Here is a 15480-nt window from a genome sequence, read left to right as displayed (position 1 = left end):
GGTTAAACTATCATAGCTTGTAGACCGAGCGCGCGTTGCTGCTGAAAATCTTCTGGCGCTCGATCTCTGACAGCGGCGTCCTGAACGCGAAGCGCGGATCGTCGAAGTCCCAATGCGGGTAATCCGACGAGAACAGCAGGCGATCGACACCGACCCATTCGATCAGCGAGCGCAAATGTTTTGCCTCATCCGGCTCGTCGATCGGCTGCGTCGTGAACCAGAAATGCTCCTTCACATATTCCGACGGCTTGCGCTTCAGATGCGGCACCTCGCTGCGGAAGGTCTCAAAATGCCGGTCCATCCGCCACATGGCAGGCGGGATCCAGCCGAAGCCGCCCTCGATGAACACGATCTTCAGGTTCGGGAAACGTTCAGGGATTCCTTCGAGCACGAGGCTGCAGAGCATCGACGCCATGGTATGCGCGTTGCTCTGGTGTTCTTCAGCATAATAAGACGGCCAGCCGCCGCCGGTCGGCGCGTGCCCGCCATAGCCGCCGACGTGAATGCCGAGTGGCAGGCCGAGTTCCTGCGCGCGCTCGTAGATCGGCCAGTAGCGGCGGCGGCCCAAGGGTTCATTGGCACGCGGGCAGACGTTGATCTGCACATAGCGGCCGGTCTTGGCGCAGCGTTCGATCTCGGCGATCGCGAGCGCCGTGTCGTCCTGGCCGGCGAGGATCGAGGCTTTCAACCGCGGATCGCGATCGGACCAGAAGGCGAGCTGCCAGTCGTTGATGGCGCGCTGGATCGCGGCGCCGAATTCGAGATTCTGCTGCGAGAAGATGAAGAGGTCGAGCACCTGCAAAATGCCGTACTCGACATCGAGGGGATCGAGGTGCTGCTTCTGCATGAAGGAGAGATCGGAACCCGGAGGCCCGCCGGTCGGCGGCCACGCATCACGCCGCGCGATCAGCGGCGAAGAGCGCGGATAGGGCGTGGTGCCGATATAGGGCGTGCGCAAATGGCTGCCATATTCCCTGAAATGCTGTTGCCAGCGCTTCGTCATGAACTGGTCGAGGTCGCTATGGGCATGGATGCTCGGATGCACGTCGCAGTCGATGATGCGCAGCCGGCTCTTGGCGGCGGCTTCCTGTTCCAGAATCGGGCGGTCGATGACGTCGCTCATGCGATCCTCCTCATAAGGTAGTTCAAGCCGCAAGCTTCAGCCGCGGAAAGGTTTCCAGCGGATTGTCGGCGCACATGCGCGAAACGATACTGGCCGGCAGATGCGGCGGCATCGCGTCATTGCCATCGAACTGCCAGTGCGGATAGTCGGACGCAAACAGGAACATCTTGTCGGAACCGATCTGCTCGATGATATCTGCGACGCCAGCCGCATCCGGCGGGCCATCGAACGGCTGCATCGTGACGCGAAAATGGTCGCGGATGATCGAGGCCGGCTCGCGTTCGACCCAGGGCACCTCGACGCGCACGCCGCGCCAGGTCTTGTTGGCGCGCCACATGAAGGCCGGCAGCCAGCTGACGCCTGATTCCATCAGCACCACCTTCAAGCCCGGGAATTTGCCGAACACGCCCTCATAGACCAGACTCAGTATCTGGGCCTGAAACGCCTGCGCCTCCATCAAATAAAATTCGTAGCGGTAGGACGGCCAGCCGATCGAACTCGGCGCGCCCCGGTACTGGCTGCCGGCATGGATCGCGATCGGCAGCTTGTGTTTCTCGGCGGCCTGATACACCGGCCAGAAGTGACGCTTGCCGAGCAGCTGATCGCCCTGCGCCAGCACCAGCACGGAGACAAAGCGCTGATCACCCGCAAGCCGCTCGATTTCCTCGACCGCGAGATCCGGCGCCTGCATCGGCACCACGATCGAGGCGCGCAGCCGCTTGTCCTTCGAGAGCCATTCGGCCGCGATCCAGTCGTTGATCGCCTTGCAGAACGCGGCCGCCATATATGGATCGAATACCGCTTGCGCACCGTACAACACATTGCAGATCGCGTGGCTGGCGCCGAGCTGGTCGAACGCACCGCGCTGCACCATCGCGAGGTCGCTGCCGGGCTTGCCCGTCGCAGGGCGCCAGTCGGCGCGGCCGGACAACGGCATGCTCGGCGGATAGGAATTGAGATCGAGGCCGTCGATGGCGCGGCTGACGACCTGCTCTTTCCAGTGATCGTCGAGATAGGGCAGCAGCGTGGTGCGGGTTCCGCCCACCGCGGGATGGATGTCGCAGTCGATCCGCGTGGCCGCCATGGCGTTTCCTTGAGTGTCTTTATTGGCAACGAGTGCGTCGCCCCGCAAATGTGCCGCCGATGTGCTGGCTGCGCAAGGGTCGAACGTGGAAACCGACCGGGTGGCAGACCTTGGATGGACGCATACCGAGCGATATTCGCGGCCTTGCGGCACGGCAGCAAAGCGCAAATACTCGTCTCAAGCGGGCCGGGAAAGATTCCGGCTGAACCCGCAAGAAACAGAGACCGGGGGAGAAACGTTATGACGCATACGGAGCGGAAGGCCGCCAGTAGCGAGAACAGCATGCAGATCGACCGGCGCAGATTCCTGGCAACGACGGGTCTTGCTGCCTTCGGAGTCACCCTCGGGATTTCCGGCAGCGGCGCCGACATTTCCGCCGCCTATGCACAAGGCGCCGCGCCCGCGGCCGCCGCGCCGAAAGGGCCGCAATATCTGAAATTCCCCGGCAAGAATGAAAAGCTCGTCCTGCTCGGCGACAAGCCGCTGGTGGCGGAGACGCCGGAGAGCCTGCTCGACGACGACACCACGCCGATCGAGAAGTTCTTCATCCGCAACAACGGACAGCTGCCCGAAGAGACGAAGAATCCCGACGCCTGGAAAATTACCATCGACGGCGAGGTCAACAACAAGATCGAGATCACGCTCGGCGAGTTGAAATCGAAATACAAGACGGTGACGCGGCGCATCGTGCTGGAGTGCGGCGGCAACGGTCGCGGGGCATTCTCGCCACCGGCGCGCGGCAACCAGTGGAGCAATGGCGGGGTCGGCTGTGCCGAATGGACCGGCGTGCCGCTTGCCGATGTGCTCAAGAGCGCGGGGCTCAAACCCAGCGCCAAATACACCGCGCACTATGCCGCCGATTTGCATCTGTCGGGCGACGCAACCAAGCCTACGATCTCGCGCGGCGTGCGGATCGAAAAGGCGATGGATCCCAACACGCTGATCGTGTGGGCTATGAACGGCCAGCCGCTGCCGAACATTCATGGCGGGCCGGTGCGCCTGATCGTGCCGGGATGGCCGGGCTCGGCGTCGCAGAAATGGCTGACCAAGATCACCATCCGCGACAAGGAGCATGACGGCCCGGGGATGACCGAGTTTTCGTATCGCACCCCGATCAAGCCGATGATCCCGGGCGACAAGGGCGATCCGTCAAACTTCCGGATCCTGGAGTCGATGCCGGTTCGCTCGATCATTACCAGCCCGGCGAATGGCGCCAAGTTCGCGGCCGGAACGAAGGAGCTGAAGCTGCGAGGCGCGTCGTGGGCCGGCGACCTCACGGTGAAGCAGATCGACGTCTCGACCGACTTCGGTGCGAGCTGGCAGCGCGCGAGGCTGGAAAAGCCGAAGAACAAATATGACTGGCAGCGCTGGACCGCGAGCGTGAAGCTGGCTTCCGACGGCTATTTTGAAATCTGGACGCGCGCGACCGATTCAAAGGGAGCGATGCAGCCGCACCAGGCCGGTTTCTGGAATCCGCAGGGCTATGGCGGCAACGCCATGCACCGGATCGCGGTGCTGGTGGGCTGATGCTGCGAGCTTTGGGAATGGCTGTCGCCGTACTGCTGTGGATGACGCCGGCGATCGCCCAGACCGCCTTCACGCCGCGTGACGAGAGCCCGGAGGAATTTGCCGCCGGGCCCGGCCGCGACGAGACGTTCTATGCCTGCACCGCCTGCCATGGTTTCAAACTCATCGCCCAGCAGGGTTTGACGCGCGCGCAGTGGGACGATTCGATCAACCTGATGATCAGGCGCCACAACATGCCCGCACTCGACGACAAGGATCGCGCCGTGGTGCTGGGCTATCTCGAAGCTGCCTATCCGCCGCGAACCCCCGCAGCGCGCGGCGGCTGGCAGAACCCGTTTGCCAAGTAACCTGTTTGCTGCCAAGCGAACACGAGCCAGTCAGATCCGGTACAGCCGGCTCGCGGTGTCATGCAGGATGGCGGCCTGTTCGGCATCACTGAGATGCGCGATGGCGCTGCGGAAGGTGCGGTACAGCGTGCCGTAATCGGTCCAGAGCTTTTCGATCGGAAAATTGCTGCCGTAGAAACAACGGTCCGCGCCGAACATCGCGACCGTTTCCTTGACGATCGGACCGATCACGTCGGCGCGGCAGGCGTGAACGAAGGTGCCGAGCCCGGAGAGCTTGACGTTGACATTCGGGCATTGCGCCAACGCGGCCATGCCGTCGCGCCAAAGCTGCCAGCCCGACGCCGACATGTCTTCCAGCATGCCGGCATGTTCGAGCACGAACACGATGTCCGGGAACGACCGCGCCAGCTTCGCGCCGTCCGCCATCTGGGAAGCGAAGATCTGCAGTTCGAACAGCAGACCGTGATCGGCCAGCATCGCGAGACCACGCCGCCAGTCCGCATCGTTCATCACGTCCGCGCGCGGCGCGAAGCGGTATTGCGCGTTCTCATGCCAATGCAATTGCTGCCTGATGCCCCGTGTCGCCGGCAATGCCGCCAGACGCTTGAGCAAACTGCCGGCGTCGGGATCGGCGAGATCCGCATGGGCGACATTGGCGTGCGGCCAGCCCGTCGTATCCGCAATCGACTGAACCCACCGCGCCTCGTCGTAGCTCCGCCCCGCCGGCCAATTGGTCTGGATATAGATCGATTTGACGATATCGCAGTCCATGATGTCGCTGCGGTATTCGTAGATCGAGTAGTCGCGGCAGATCGGCTGGTAGGGTCCAAAAATGCGCGGCACAGGCGGCCCGGACAGCCAGGGCAGATCATTCAGGCGCCAGACATGATGGTGCGCGTCGACGGTTGGAACGGATTTCATTGCAGAATCTAACTTACGGCTTCATCTACCTACGGCTTCGTGGCGGGATCGGCTTCGCCGAAAATATCGGCGGCGATGCGCGTCGGCTCGATCGCGGCGGGCACGCCGCAATACATCGCCACCAGCAGCAGGACGTCCTGCACCTGCGCCGGCGTGCAGCCGTTCGCCAGCGCCCCCTTGGCATGGACGCGGAACTCGGCGGGCTTGTTGCTCGCCGCCATCATGCCGAGCATCACCAGGCTGCGGACGTCGTCGGAGAGCGCCGGCCGCTCCCAGACGTCGCCATAGACATAGGCATTGATGATGTCCTGCAGCGGCGCGCCGAACTCGCCTGCTGCAGACATGCGCTCGGCGACATCGGCCTCGCCGAACAGCTTTTTGCGCCGGCGCAGGCCCCGGGCGTACAGTTCACTGGTGTCCAATTCGAACTCCCCACGCGGCGTTGCCAATCTGACCTAGATTATACGGTCATTTCGCGAACGGCTAAATCCGCCAAAATAGCCATTTCAGGCCACGATCTCTTGCACCATATCTATTTGTCCGTATAAATCCAGACCAGAAATCCGTAAAGAGACTTCGCCGATGATGGCTGGAGGAAACAGGATGAAGCTGCGATTTCGCATTCTCGCCGGTCTGGTCCTGCTCGGACTGTCGGGACCGCAGGCCAACGCCGCCGACGAATATCCGATGAGGCAGATCAAGATCATCGTGCCGTTTCCCGCCGGCGCCGGACCCGACCAGGTCGCGCGCCTGATCGGCCAGCGCCTGCAGGAGGATCTTGGGCAGACGGTCGTGATCGAGAACCGCAGCGGCGCGCTCGGCAGTCTCGGCGCGCAGGAAGTCGCGCGCAGCGCGCCTGACGGTTACACCCTGCTGATGGGAACCAACACCACCCAGGCCAGCAACGTCGCGATGTTCAAAACCCTGCCCTACGATCCGGCAAAAGATTTTGCACCTGTCATCCGCACCATCACGACAGCGATGGTGCTGCTGGTGAAGCCGGACTTCCCGGCCAGGGATCTCAAGCAATTCATGGAATACGCCAGGAGCCGTCCGAACCTGACCGCCGGCTATGGCTCCGGCGCCTCGCAGATATCGAACGCGCAACTGCAGAGCCGGGGCGGCATGACGATCCTCTCGGCGTCGTATCGCGGCGTGCCGCTGGCGGTCACCGACGTGATCTCGGGCGTGATCGATCTGGCCTTTGCGGATTTCTCGGTCGCGATCCCGCAAATGCAGGGCGGCACGCTGCGCGGCATCGGCGTGACGTCGCCGAAGCGCAACGAACTGACGCCGGACCTGCCTCCGCTCGCCGATGCCATGCCGGGCTTCGAGGCGACGATCTGGTACGGGCTGCTGGCGCCTGCGAAGACGCCGGAACCGGTCGTCAACCGGCTCTACACCGCAACCCAGAAAATCCTGTCGACGCCGGCGGTGCGCGAAAGGCTTGCGAGCCTCGGCATGGTCGTTGCCCCGATGCCGCCGGCGGAATTTGGCGCCTTCATCGCTAGCGAAATCACGCGATGGACGGCGGATGCCAAGGCCGCCGGCATCGAAGCCAAATAGGCGTGGATGATGACAACGGACGCGCCGGTCGGGATCGTTGGCCTCGGCCTGATGGGCATCGCGCTGTCGGCGCGGCTGATCGACGCAAAGATCCCGCTGGTCGGGTTCGATATCGACCCGGTCAGATGCGGGATGTTCAAGGCCAGTGGCGGCATGGTCGCGAATTCGGTGCGTGAACTCGCCGGGCGTTGCCGAACAATCATCGTCGCCGTCTATAGCGGCGAACAGGTCGAGGCATTGTTCGATGAAATCGACGATGGCGCCGGCGCCGCGCGGCCGGTCGTGATCTGCACCACGACCTGCGGTCCTGGCGAGATCGTCCGTATTGCCGGGTGCGCATCAGGCGCCGGGCTGCTGCTGGTGGAGGCGCCGATATCCGGCACCAGCACCGAGGTGCTCGACGGCACCGCCACGGCGCTGCTGGCCGGCGACGACGGCGTCATCGACCACGCCGGCGGACTCCTAAATATTCTCTGCCCGCGCAGCCTCCGCGTCGGCGTGATCGGCGACGCCAGCCGGGCCAAGCTCGCGATCAATCTCATCCTGCAGAACAACCGCGCCGCCCTGGCCGAGGGAATCGCCTTCGCCGAGCGCATGGGGCTGGACGGATACGCCTTCCTGGCGGCGGCGCGGCAATCGGCCGCCTATTCCCGTGTGATGGACTCCAAGGGAGAGAAGATGTTGACGCGGGACTATCGGCCGCAGTCACATATTGCCCAGACATTGAAGGATGCCGAATTGATCATCGAGGAAGCCGGGCGATGCGGCATGCATCTGCCGCTCACCACCATCCAGGCCGAACTTCTGCGCGCCACGATCGCGCTTGAGGGCCCGGAGCGCGACAGCGCCGCGGTCATCGAGGCGATCCGGCGGCCATCAGCCCTAGCTGGGGTTTTGCGATGATCCGTGCCGCCATTGCCGGTCTCGGCCGCTGGGGCCGCAATCTGGTCGAAGCCGCCAGCGGCCATCCGCGGCTGAAAATTGTCCGCGCCGTCGAGCCTGACATCAAGGCGGCGCAGCAATTTTGCAGCCAACACGATCTCGAATTGACCGCCGATCTCGATCCGGTCCTGGCCGATGACACGATCGGCGCGGTCCTGCTGGCGACGCCGCATTCGCTGCATCCGGCGCAGGTGATCGCCTGCGCGGGGGCGAGAAAGCAGGTTTTTTGCGAGAAGCCGCTGGCGCTGACGCGCGCGGATGCGGCGCGGATGTTCGGCGCCTGCCGCGAGGCCGGGGTCATGCTGGCCGTCGGCCATAACCGGCGCTTCTGGCCATCGATCCGCGCCCTGCACGAAACGCTGGCAAGCGGCCAGCTCGGGACCATCCTTCACGTCGAGGGCCACAACAGCAACGAAAACTCGCAGAAAATCACCAGCGGATGGCGGCTATCGCCGGAGGAATCGCCCGGCGGCGGCTTCACCGGCGCGGGCCTGCATGTGCTCGACGCCTTCGTCAGCATGCTGGGGCCGGTGGAACGGGTCTATGCCCGGCTGCGTCAGCGCGAGACCGGCCCGCCGCCGCTCGATACGGCGGTCGTGGCGCTGGATTTTGTCAATGGCGTCACCGGCACCCTTGCCACCGTGCGGGCAACGCCGTTCTACTGGCGCATACACCTGTTCGGAACGGACGGCTCCGCCGAGGTGCTGGATGAAACGACCATGATCCTGCGAAAGAGCGGCGCTGCGCCGCAACGGCTCACCTATCCAGCTACCGACGTGCTGCGCGCCGAGCTCGACGCCTTTGCCAGCGCGATCGAGAACAAGGGTGCATTCCCGGTGCGGGAAGCGGAGGTGCTGGCGACCTTGTCGGCGTTCGAGGCGGCGCTGCAATCGATGAAATCCGGCCTGCCCGTGCAATGTCAAAGCCTTCAAGAAAATGCCGGTCAACATGGCCGCTAAAAAAGAACCGCGCAAATCGGCGCGCTACCGCGACATCGCCGCCGAGCTGCAGAAGGAAATCCGGCTCGGCTCGACGCCGGTCGGCGAATTGCTGCCGACCGAGACCGAATTGATGGCGCGCTTTGGCGCCAGCCGCCAGACCGTGCGCGAGGCGCTGCGGATCGTCACCGAACAGGGCCTGATCGTGCGGCGGGCCGGGCTCGGCTCGGTGGTGATCGCGGCCGAGCCGCCGGTGCTGTTCACGCACAGCGTCAAATCACTCAATGAATGGCTGCGATATTCCAACGAGACCTATCGCCAGGTGGTGGGCTCCAGCGATGTTGTCGCCGACCGCAACCTCGCCGCCCTGCTGAAATGCGAACCCGGCAAGCACTGGTTCCTGATCGAGGCGATCCGCCGCTCCGATGAATTTGCGGATCCGCTGGGCTGGGTCGAAATCTATGTGCTGCGGAAATTCGCCGGCGTGGTGAAGCGGCGCGATCATGGCCGCAGCCCGGTGCATGAGCAGATCGCAAAGATGTTCGGCGAGACCATCGAATACGCGCAACTGGAAGTGTTCGCGCGCGGCATGCCGGCGAAACTGGCAAAGGCGCTCGGGGTCAAGCCCGGTTCACCCGCGCTGACGATGGTGCGCCGTTACTATGGCCTGCGCGAGGAACTGTTCGAGGTCACCGTCACCACGCATCCGGAGGGACGCTACACCTACACCATGGACATGCAGCGCTCGCTGCGGCCGAAGGTGTAGGTTGCTCTCCTCCCTCTCCCCGTTCTTTACGGGGAGAGGGTTGGGGTGAGGGGCTCTCTCCGCCACCTGTGGTCTATCGATAGACCTGTACCCCTCACCCGCCGCGCTATGCGCCATAGCCGAGGCTTCGCCTCGGCGTTCTCTAAGGACGGCCGCCGGAGGCGGCCTATGCTCTCCCCGCAAGCGGGGCGAGGTGAAGACAGCGGCGCCGAAACTTGCTTAAGTTTCCAAAATTGGATCATGGGGAGATCGCGTGGCGGGCAACGAACAAGAAACGTATCAATGCGACGTGCTGGTAGTCGGCTCAGGCTGCGCCGGCCTGTCGGCGGCGGTCACTGCGGGGCATCAGGGGCTCAAGGTGCTGGTCGTCGAGAAGGAGCCGCGCTTTGGCGGCACCACCGCGCGGTCCGGCGGCTGGCTGTGGATTCCCGGCACCTCGCTGGCGCGCAACTGGGGCATCGTCGAGAGTCCAGATCAGGCGCGGACCTATCTGCGGCATGAGGCCGGAAATTCCTACGATGCCGCCCGCGTCGATGCGTTTCTGACCTCCGGTCCCGAGGCGGTGGATTTCTTCACCAGCAAGACCGCGGTGCGTTTCGACATGCCGTTGACCTTTCCGGATTATCACGCCGAGGCCCCCGGCGGCACGCAGGGCGGCCGCTCGATGGTGACGCGGCCGTTCAATGGAAGTGAACTCGGCGAGCACCTCAAGGATATCGGCGCGCCCCTGCCCGAACTCACCGTGTTCGGCATGATGCTGGGCTCCGGCAAGGAGATCGTCCATTTCATGCGCGCGACCAAGTCGCTGACCTCGGCGCTGTTTGTCGCCAAGCGGCTGTCGAAGCATCTGGTCGACGTGATCCGCCATGGCCGCGGCATGAACCTCACCAACGGCAATGCGCTGGCCGGACGCCTCGCCAAATCGGCGTTCGACCTGAAGATCCCGTTATGGCTATCGTCACCCGTGCGCGAACTGATCAGCGACAGCGGCGCGGTGCGTGGCGCCATCGTCGAGCGCGACGGGCGCACGATTCGCATTAATGCAAAGCGCGGCGTCATCCTCGCCTGCGGCGGCTTTCCGCATGATGTGGCGAGGCGCAAGGCGATGTTCCCGCACGCGCCTACCGGCAACGAACATTACTCACCGGGCCCGACCGGCAACACCGGCGACGGCTTGCGGCTGGCGGAATCTGCGGGCGGCCGCGCCGAGGATTCGCTGCCCAATGCCGCAGCCTGGGTGCCGGTTTCGATCACCACGCGCAAGGACGGCAGCAAGGGCGTGATGCCGCATTTCATCGACCGCGCCAAACCCGGCGTGATCGCGGTGACGCGCGAGGGCGTGCGCTTTGCCAATGAAGGCAATTCCTACCACGACTTCGTGCAGGACATGATGAAAGTCGCAAAACCTGGCGAAGAGATCGCGGCGTTCCTGCTGTGCGATCATCGCGCCTTGCGCAAATACGGCCTCGGCTGCGTGCCGCCGTTTCCGATGCCGCTCGGCCATCACTTGCGCACCGGCTATCTCAAGCGCGGCGCGACGCTCGCCGAACTCGCGGCGCAGGCCGGCATCGACGCCAGGGGGCTCGAGGCGACGGTCGCGCAGTTCAACAAGAGCGCCGCCGACGGACAGGACCCGGCATTCGGAAAAGGCTCGCGCGCCTACAACCGCCACCAGGGCGATGCGCTGCACGGCCCCAACCCCTGCATCGCGCCGATCAAGGACGGGCCGTTCTATGCGATCAAGATGGTGATCGGCGATCTCGGCACCTATGCCGGCATCCGGACCGACGCCAACGCGCAGGCGCTCGATGCGCAGGGACAACCGATCGCGGGCCTCTACGCTGTCGGCAACGACATGGCGAGCATCATGGGCGGCAATTATCCCGGCGCCGGCATCACGCTGGGGCCGGCGCTGACGTTCGGGTATATCGCGGGACGGCACATCGCGGGACAAGCGGCATGACGGATTCTCGGTTGCCGATTTTGCACCATTTCGAGGCCTCGCCCTTTTCCGAGAAGATTCGCGTGATCTTCGGCTTCAAGCGGATCGCCTGGCAGTCGGTGCTGATCCCGCGCATCATGCCGAAGCCGGACCTTGTGCCGCTGACGGGCGGCTATCGCCGCACGCCGGTCATGCAGATCGGCGCCGATATTTTCTGCGACACCCGGATCATCCAGCGCGAGATCGAGCGGCGCTTTCCGGAACCGACGCTCTTTCCGGGCAATGGCGGCGTGCCCGACATGACGGGCTTGTGGACCGACCGGATCTTCTTTGGCAGCGTCGTGTTCCTGGTGTTCGGTTCGCTCGGCGACAAGGTCCCGCAGGATTTCATCGACGACCGGACCAAATTGCGCGGCCAGCCGTTCGACGTGAAGGCGATGGCGGCAGCATTGCCGCATCATCGCGACCAGTTTCGCAGCCAGGCGGCGCTGATCGAGGCGCAGCTCGCGCATGGCGGGAAGTTCCTGCTCGGCGAATTCAGCGTCGCCGATGCCGGCTGCTACATGAACATCTGGTACGTTCGCTCGAACCTGCCTGAACTCGCCGACGAACTGCTGGCCGAATTTCCGCGGCTGCGCGACTGGGAGCAGCAGGTCCGCATTCTCGGCCACGGCACCCGCGCCGAACTCTCGGGACAGGACGCACTCACCATTGCGTCGAAAGCCACACCCGAGGCCCGCGCGCCGGAGGCGACGCGCGATTGCGAACGCTGGAGGATCGGCGACGTCGTGAAGGTTTCGGCCGATGAGCCGGTCAAGACGCCGATCGAGGGGGAAATCGTCTCGCTCTCCGTACACCACATCGCCATCCGCAGGCGCGATCCTGATCTCGGCGAGGTCGTCGTTCACTTTCCGCGGCTTGGGTATGTCGTATCGGATGCGTGATTGACCAAACCAACGCTTCGCTTTCAAATAGCCGCATGGCGGAGCAAACGACGGTAACCGACCGGGCACAAATTCCACGCTTCACCGCGAAAGGCGTGTGGCGTGGCTGCGTTGAAATCGCACCTATCGCCGTGTTCATCATCCCGTTCGGAATCGCGTTTGGCGTCGCCGCTTCCGCGAAGGGCATCGCGCCGGAAGTCAGCATCCTAATGAGCATCGCGATCTATGCGGGCGCCTCGCAATTCGCGCTGCTTGATCTGTGGTACGCGCCGTTGCCGCTGGCGACCCTCGCGCTCACGGTGCTCGCCGTCAACGCGCGGCACATTCTCCTCGGCGCGGCGCTCGCGCCGTGGCTGCTGCAGATCCCGATCAAGGGGCGGCTGGCGGCGCTGATCGGACTCAGCGACGGCAGCTTTGCGTACGCCATGTCCGCCCGCGAGCGGGGAGAAGTCGACGCCGGCATTCTGTTCGGCAGCGGCATCGCGATGTGGCTGATATGGATCGCAAGCACCGCGGTCGGCGCCCTTGCGGGTTCATTTCTCGGCGATCTGACGCGCTTCGGCTTCGATGCGGTCATGGTGACGTATTTCGCGGCCGTCGTCGTCGGCCAATGGAAGGGGGCCAAGGACCTGTATCCGTGGCTTGCGGCGGCGGCCGTTGCCGTGATCGGGACGTATGTTCTGCCGCCGGGCTGGCACATCATCGCGGGCGCCCTGGCCGGCGGGATCGTCGGAACCTGGCGCCATGGTTGATACGGTTGCGGCGGTGGCCGCCGTCCTGCTGCTGACATTGGTCACGATGGCGACGCGGGTCGGCGGCGTCTGGATGATGTCTTACGTCAAAATCACGCCGCGCATCGAGGCCTTCCTCAAATACATGGCGGTATCGGTGCTGATTTCGATCGTGGTTCCGACAACGCTGGCAGCGGCGCCGCGGATCTGGATGGCCGTCGCGGCGGCCGCACTCGTGGCCGCCGTCACCCACAGCGCGCTGAGCGCCATGCTGGTGGGCGCGGCAGTGGCGGCGGTGGTGAAGAATTTGGGGATGTGAGGGATGGGTGGTGGAGGGCGGAGATCGTGGCGCCAGCCCGCCTTCGCCCTTTGGGCTTCGGCGAGGCAGCCTTCGCTCGCTTCGCTACGATAGGGTACGTTCCGGCTTGCCTAGCCGTAGCTCGCGAAGCGAGCGAAGGCTGGTGGGCGCGACAGGGATCGAACCTGTGACCCCTACCATGTCAAGGTAGTGCTCTCCCGCTGAGCTACGCGCCCTAGATTGGGATGACCATCCCGCTCCAGCTTTGATCGTATTGGGTGCGGTCCGTATATCGGCTCCAAAGCGCCCCCGCAAGGACGCTTCTGGGTAATTTCCGGTGTGATTTCGAGCTAAATAGTCCGAATCAGGCCGCCAGCATCTTGTTCACTTCGCTGACCAATTCGCGAAGATGGACCGGTTTGGACAGCACCTTGGCGTTTTTCGGGGCTTCCGAATCGGAATTCAGCGCAACGGCCGCGAAGCCGGTGATGAACATGATCTTGATATCAGGGTCGAGTTCCGAGGCGCGGCGCGCCAGTTCGATGCCGTCCATTTCGGGCATCACGATATCGGTCAGCAGCATCTCGAACGGCTCCTCGCGCAGCCGCTGATAGGCGGACAGGCCGTTATCATGGGGCGAGACCTGAAATCCGGCGTTTTCCAGCGCCTTGACCAGGAAGCGGCGCATGTCGTTGTCGTCTTCGGCGAGGAGGATTTTGTGCATGGCGCTGTCGTCGAATCCGGCTTGGAGGGTCAGTCCGCACACTAAGCCCGACAGACGGTAAAGATCGGGTGAAAGGCAGCAGTGTGCAGCTCACGGAGAGCGGCGTTATTTCTGTACCGGAACGCGCCAGAGATCAATCAAGGCAGGCGTTTTCCGCATTTGAGATGTGTTCCAGCACCATTGCGGCTTTTTTCACTTGGCAGAATGATTGTGATTACCGACAATGCGTTCTCATAAAATCTCTGGTTTTCCGGCAGAATCGGTTGCTCTATCGATTGTCTTGATCGACTGCTTGGGAAGCACGGATCCAAGGGACGGCGCCCGACGATGACCCAGTTTGATGGCGAACTGTCGCCTCCGTTCGAGATCGTGGAGCCGGCCAGCTGGCGGGCGCCGATCATCTTCAATTCCCCGCATTCCGGCTCGGTCTATCCGCTGGAATTCCTCAACGCCTCCCGGATCGATCTGGCAGCATTGCGCCGCTCCGAGGATTCGTTCATGGACGAACTGATCGTCGATTTGAGCGATCGCGGCTTTCCGACGGTGCGGGTCAATTTTCCGCGCTCCTATGTCGACGTGAACCGCGAGCCCTATGAGCTCGATCCGCGCATGTTCACCGGCCGGCTGCCGAGCTTTGCCAATACCCGCTCGATGCGGGTCGCCGGCGGCCTCGGCACCATCCCGCGCGTGGTCGGCGACGGGCAGGAGATTTACCGCGAGCGGCTCAATGTCGATGAGGCGCTGGGCCGGATCGAGGCGCTCTACAAGCCCTACCACCGCGCATTGCGGCGGCTGATCAACAAGGCGCATCAGGCGTTCGGCACCGTGATCCTGGTGGATTGCCACTCGATGCCGTCGATCGGCGTGTCGCGCGACGAGCCGCGGCGGCCCGATATCGTGATCGGCGACCGCTACGGCACCAGCTGCGCCGCACTGCTGCCCGACGTCGTCGAGGACGTCATGAGCGGGCTCGGCTATTCGATCGGCCGCAACAAGCCTTATGCCGGCGGATTCATCACCGAGCATTACGGCAACCCGGCAAGCGGATTGCACACCGTGCAGCTCGAACTCAACCGCGCGATCTATATGGATGAACGCCGCCGCGAGCGCTCACCGCGCTTTGCGCAGGTGGCGGCCGATTTCTCTGTTCTGGCCGACGCACTGGCCACCGTGCCGCTCGGCGACCTCGGGCCGTTCCAGGCCGCGGCGGAGTAATCCATCTCTCCGTCATTCCGGGGCGCGAAGCGAACCCGGAATCTCGAGATTCCGGGTTCACGCTTCGCACGCCCTCAGATGCGCAACTGCGCATCGGGGAATGACGGCAAGAAAAAAGGGCCGCTTGAATGAACAAGCGGCCCAAGTCTAGGGAGGAAACGCCCAAGGAGGGCAGCGATAGGGCGAGGCCCTACCGCACCGCAACAATATGCGGCCGCGCTGCACAAAACGCAAGTCCTTTCGAAACTTTCCCAGCGTAATCCCGGCGAGGCTGGCCGTTATGCAACAGGTCAGTTAAATACTATTTTTCTTTTTATATTCAATTACTTACGGAGAAACTTCCGTGGGAACCCGGTGTTACGGAGCGGCCACAATTCACAAATCTCGATGTTGTGAATAGCCGTGTCACCAA

The 15480-nt window shown here is 63.7% G+C and carries 16 protein-coding genes and 1 tRNA gene; 11 read left to right on the top strand and 6 right to left on the bottom strand.

Going from position 1 to position 15480, the window contains the following annotated elements; translation table 11 throughout:
* Positions 1-10: 10 nt before the first annotated feature.
* The gene (locus tag JQ600_RS30980) at positions 11-1123 is read right to left on the bottom strand and encodes an amidohydrolase family protein (protein ID WP_212270131.1); all 1113 of its coding nucleotides are present in this window, start codon (positions 1121-1123) and stop codon (positions 11-13) included.
* 22 nt (positions 1124-1145) lie between these two features.
* Positions 1146-2207: an amidohydrolase family protein gene (locus tag JQ600_RS30975; protein WP_212270132.1), complete on the bottom strand. Its 1062-nt coding sequence runs from the start codon at positions 2205-2207 to the stop codon at positions 1146-1148.
* A gap of 240 nt (positions 2208-2447) precedes the next feature.
* Between JQ600_RS30975 and JQ600_RS30970 the strand changes: the two genes are divergently transcribed.
* Together JQ600_RS30970 and JQ600_RS30965 are read left to right on the top strand one after the other, a co-directional pair.
* A complete protein-coding gene (locus JQ600_RS30970) occupies positions 2448-3734 on the top strand; it encodes a sulfite oxidase (protein ID WP_212490253.1) in 1287 nt (428 codons plus the stop codon).
* A gap of 17 nt (positions 3735-3751) precedes the next feature.
* A complete protein-coding gene (locus tag JQ600_RS30965) occupies positions 3752-4081 on the top strand; it encodes a hypothetical protein (RefSeq protein WP_249136173.1) in 330 nt (109 codons plus the stop codon).
* Between the two features lie 30 nt (positions 4082-4111).
* Here the strand turns inward: JQ600_RS30965 and JQ600_RS30960 are convergent, their stop codons facing one another.
* Both JQ600_RS30960 and JQ600_RS30955 read right to left on the bottom strand, forming a co-directional pair.
* The gene (locus JQ600_RS30960) at positions 4112-5002 is read right to left on the bottom strand and encodes an amidohydrolase (protein ID WP_212390900.1); all 891 of its coding nucleotides are present in this window, start codon (positions 5000-5002) and stop codon (positions 4112-4114) included.
* 29 nt (positions 5003-5031) lie between these two features.
* Positions 5032-5424 carry a carboxymuconolactone decarboxylase family protein gene (locus JQ600_RS30955; RefSeq protein ID WP_212390899.1) on the bottom strand — a complete coding sequence of 131 codons (393 nt, stop codon included), beginning with the start codon at positions 5422-5424 and terminating at the stop codon, positions 5032-5034.
* A 181-nt stretch (positions 5425-5605) separates the two neighbouring features.
* On the opposite strand from JQ600_RS30955, the gene JQ600_RS30950 reads away from it, so the two are divergent.
* From JQ600_RS30950 to JQ600_RS30915, 8 genes are all read left to right on the top strand, one after another.
* A complete protein-coding gene (locus JQ600_RS30950) occupies positions 5606-6568 on the top strand; it encodes a tripartite tricarboxylate transporter substrate binding protein (protein WP_212270137.1) in 963 nt (320 codons plus the stop codon).
* 9 nt (positions 6569-6577) lie between these two features.
* On the top strand, positions 6578-7471 hold the full coding sequence (locus tag JQ600_RS30945; RefSeq protein WP_212390898.1) for an NAD(P)-dependent oxidoreductase: 894 nt from the start codon (positions 6578-6580) through the stop codon (positions 7469-7471).
* On the top strand, positions 7468-8469 hold the full coding sequence (locus tag JQ600_RS30940) for a Gfo/Idh/MocA family protein (protein WP_212390897.1): 1002 nt from the start codon (positions 7468-7470) through the stop codon (positions 8467-8469). Before JQ600_RS30945 ends, JQ600_RS30940 begins: the two co-directional genes overlap by 4 nt.
* Positions 8459-9214, top strand: a complete 756-nt coding sequence (locus JQ600_RS30935; RefSeq protein ID WP_212270140.1) for a GntR family transcriptional regulator — start codon at positions 8459-8461, stop codon at positions 9212-9214. Before JQ600_RS30940 ends, JQ600_RS30935 begins: the two co-directional genes overlap by 11 nt.
* 253 nt (positions 9215-9467) lie before the next feature.
* Positions 9468-11177, top strand: coding sequence for an FAD-dependent oxidoreductase (locus JQ600_RS30930; protein WP_212390896.1), 1710 nt, complete (start codon positions 9468-9470; stop codon positions 11175-11177).
* On the top strand, positions 11174-12100 hold the full coding sequence (locus JQ600_RS30925; protein ID WP_212390895.1) for a glutathione S-transferase family protein: 927 nt from the start codon (positions 11174-11176) through the stop codon (positions 12098-12100). Before JQ600_RS30930 ends, JQ600_RS30925 begins: the two co-directional genes overlap by 4 nt.
* Before the next feature lie 35 nt (positions 12101-12135).
* Positions 12136-12852, top strand: a complete 717-nt coding sequence (locus JQ600_RS30920) for an AzlC family ABC transporter permease (RefSeq protein ID WP_212270143.1) — start codon at positions 12136-12138, stop codon at positions 12850-12852.
* Positions 12845-13150, top strand: coding sequence for an AzlD domain-containing protein (locus JQ600_RS30915; RefSeq protein WP_212390894.1), 306 nt, complete (start codon positions 12845-12847; stop codon positions 13148-13150). Before JQ600_RS30920 ends, JQ600_RS30915 begins: the two co-directional genes overlap by 8 nt.
* A gap of 140 nt (positions 13151-13290) precedes the next feature.
* Here the strand turns inward: JQ600_RS30915 and JQ600_RS30910 are convergent.
* A tRNA-Val gene (locus tag JQ600_RS30910) sits at positions 13291-13365 on the bottom strand.
* A gap of 128 nt (positions 13366-13493) precedes the next feature.
* Positions 13494-13853 carry a cell cycle two-component system response regulator CpdR gene (gene cpdR, locus JQ600_RS30905; RefSeq protein ID WP_079542506.1) on the bottom strand — a complete coding sequence of 120 codons (360 nt, stop codon included), beginning with the start codon at positions 13851-13853 and terminating at the stop codon, positions 13494-13496.
* A 327-nt stretch (positions 13854-14180) separates the two neighbouring features.
* On the opposite strand from cpdR, the gene JQ600_RS30900 reads away from it, so the two are divergent.
* A complete protein-coding gene (locus JQ600_RS30900; RefSeq protein ID WP_212269973.1) occupies positions 14181-15068 on the top strand; it encodes an N-formylglutamate amidohydrolase in 888 nt (295 codons plus the stop codon).
* Positions 15069-15480: the final 412 nt, after the last annotated feature.

Origin of the sequence: Bradyrhizobium sp. AUGA SZCCT0176 (assembly GCF_018130145.1) — a bacterium.
Lineage (GTDB): Bacteria > Pseudomonadota > Alphaproteobacteria > Rhizobiales > Xanthobacteraceae > Bradyrhizobium.
Note: the sequence above shows the minus strand (reverse complement) of the source record. Positions and strands in the feature narration are given on the sequence as shown.

Coding starts and splice junctions, on each gene's coding strand:
- JQ600_RS30925 (WP_212390895.1), top strand. CDS start 11,174: ATGACGGATTCTCGGTTGCCGATTTTGCACCATTTCGAGGCCTCGCCC.
- JQ600_RS30970 (WP_212490253.1), top strand. CDS start 2,448: ATGACGCATACGGAGCGGAAGGCCGCCAGTAGCGAGAACAGCATGCAG.
- cpdR (WP_079542506.1), bottom strand. CDS start 13,853: ATGCACAAAATCCTCCTCGCCGAAGACGACAACGACATGCGCCGCTTC.
- JQ600_RS30900 (WP_212269973.1), top strand. CDS start 14,181: ATGACCCAGTTTGATGGCGAACTGTCGCCTCCGTTCGAGATCGTGGAG.
- JQ600_RS30965 (WP_249136173.1), top strand. CDS start 3,752: ATGGCTGTCGCCGTACTGCTGTGGATGACGCCGGCGATCGCCCAGACC.
- JQ600_RS30920 (WP_212270143.1), top strand. CDS start 12,136: ATGGCGGAGCAAACGACGGTAACCGACCGGGCACAAATTCCACGCTTC.
- JQ600_RS30975 (WP_212270132.1), bottom strand. CDS start 2,207: ATGGCGGCCACGCGGATCGACTGCGACATCCATCCCGCGGTGGGCGGA.
- JQ600_RS30940 (WP_212390897.1), top strand. CDS start 7,468: ATGATCCGTGCCGCCATTGCCGGTCTCGGCCGCTGGGGCCGCAATCTG.
- JQ600_RS30980 (WP_212270131.1), bottom strand. CDS start 1,123: ATGAGCGACGTCATCGACCGCCCGATTCTGGAACAGGAAGCCGCCGCC.
- JQ600_RS30945 (WP_212390898.1), top strand. CDS start 6,578: ATGACAACGGACGCGCCGGTCGGGATCGTTGGCCTCGGCCTGATGGGC.
- JQ600_RS30935 (WP_212270140.1), top strand. CDS start 8,459: ATGGCCGCTAAAAAAGAACCGCGCAAATCGGCGCGCTACCGCGACATC.
- JQ600_RS30915 (WP_212390894.1), top strand. CDS start 12,845: ATGGTTGATACGGTTGCGGCGGTGGCCGCCGTCCTGCTGCTGACATTG.
- JQ600_RS30960 (WP_212390900.1), bottom strand. CDS start 5,002: ATGAAATCCGTTCCAACCGTCGACGCGCACCATCATGTCTGGCGCCTG.
- JQ600_RS30950 (WP_212270137.1), top strand. CDS start 5,606: ATGAAGCTGCGATTTCGCATTCTCGCCGGTCTGGTCCTGCTCGGACTG.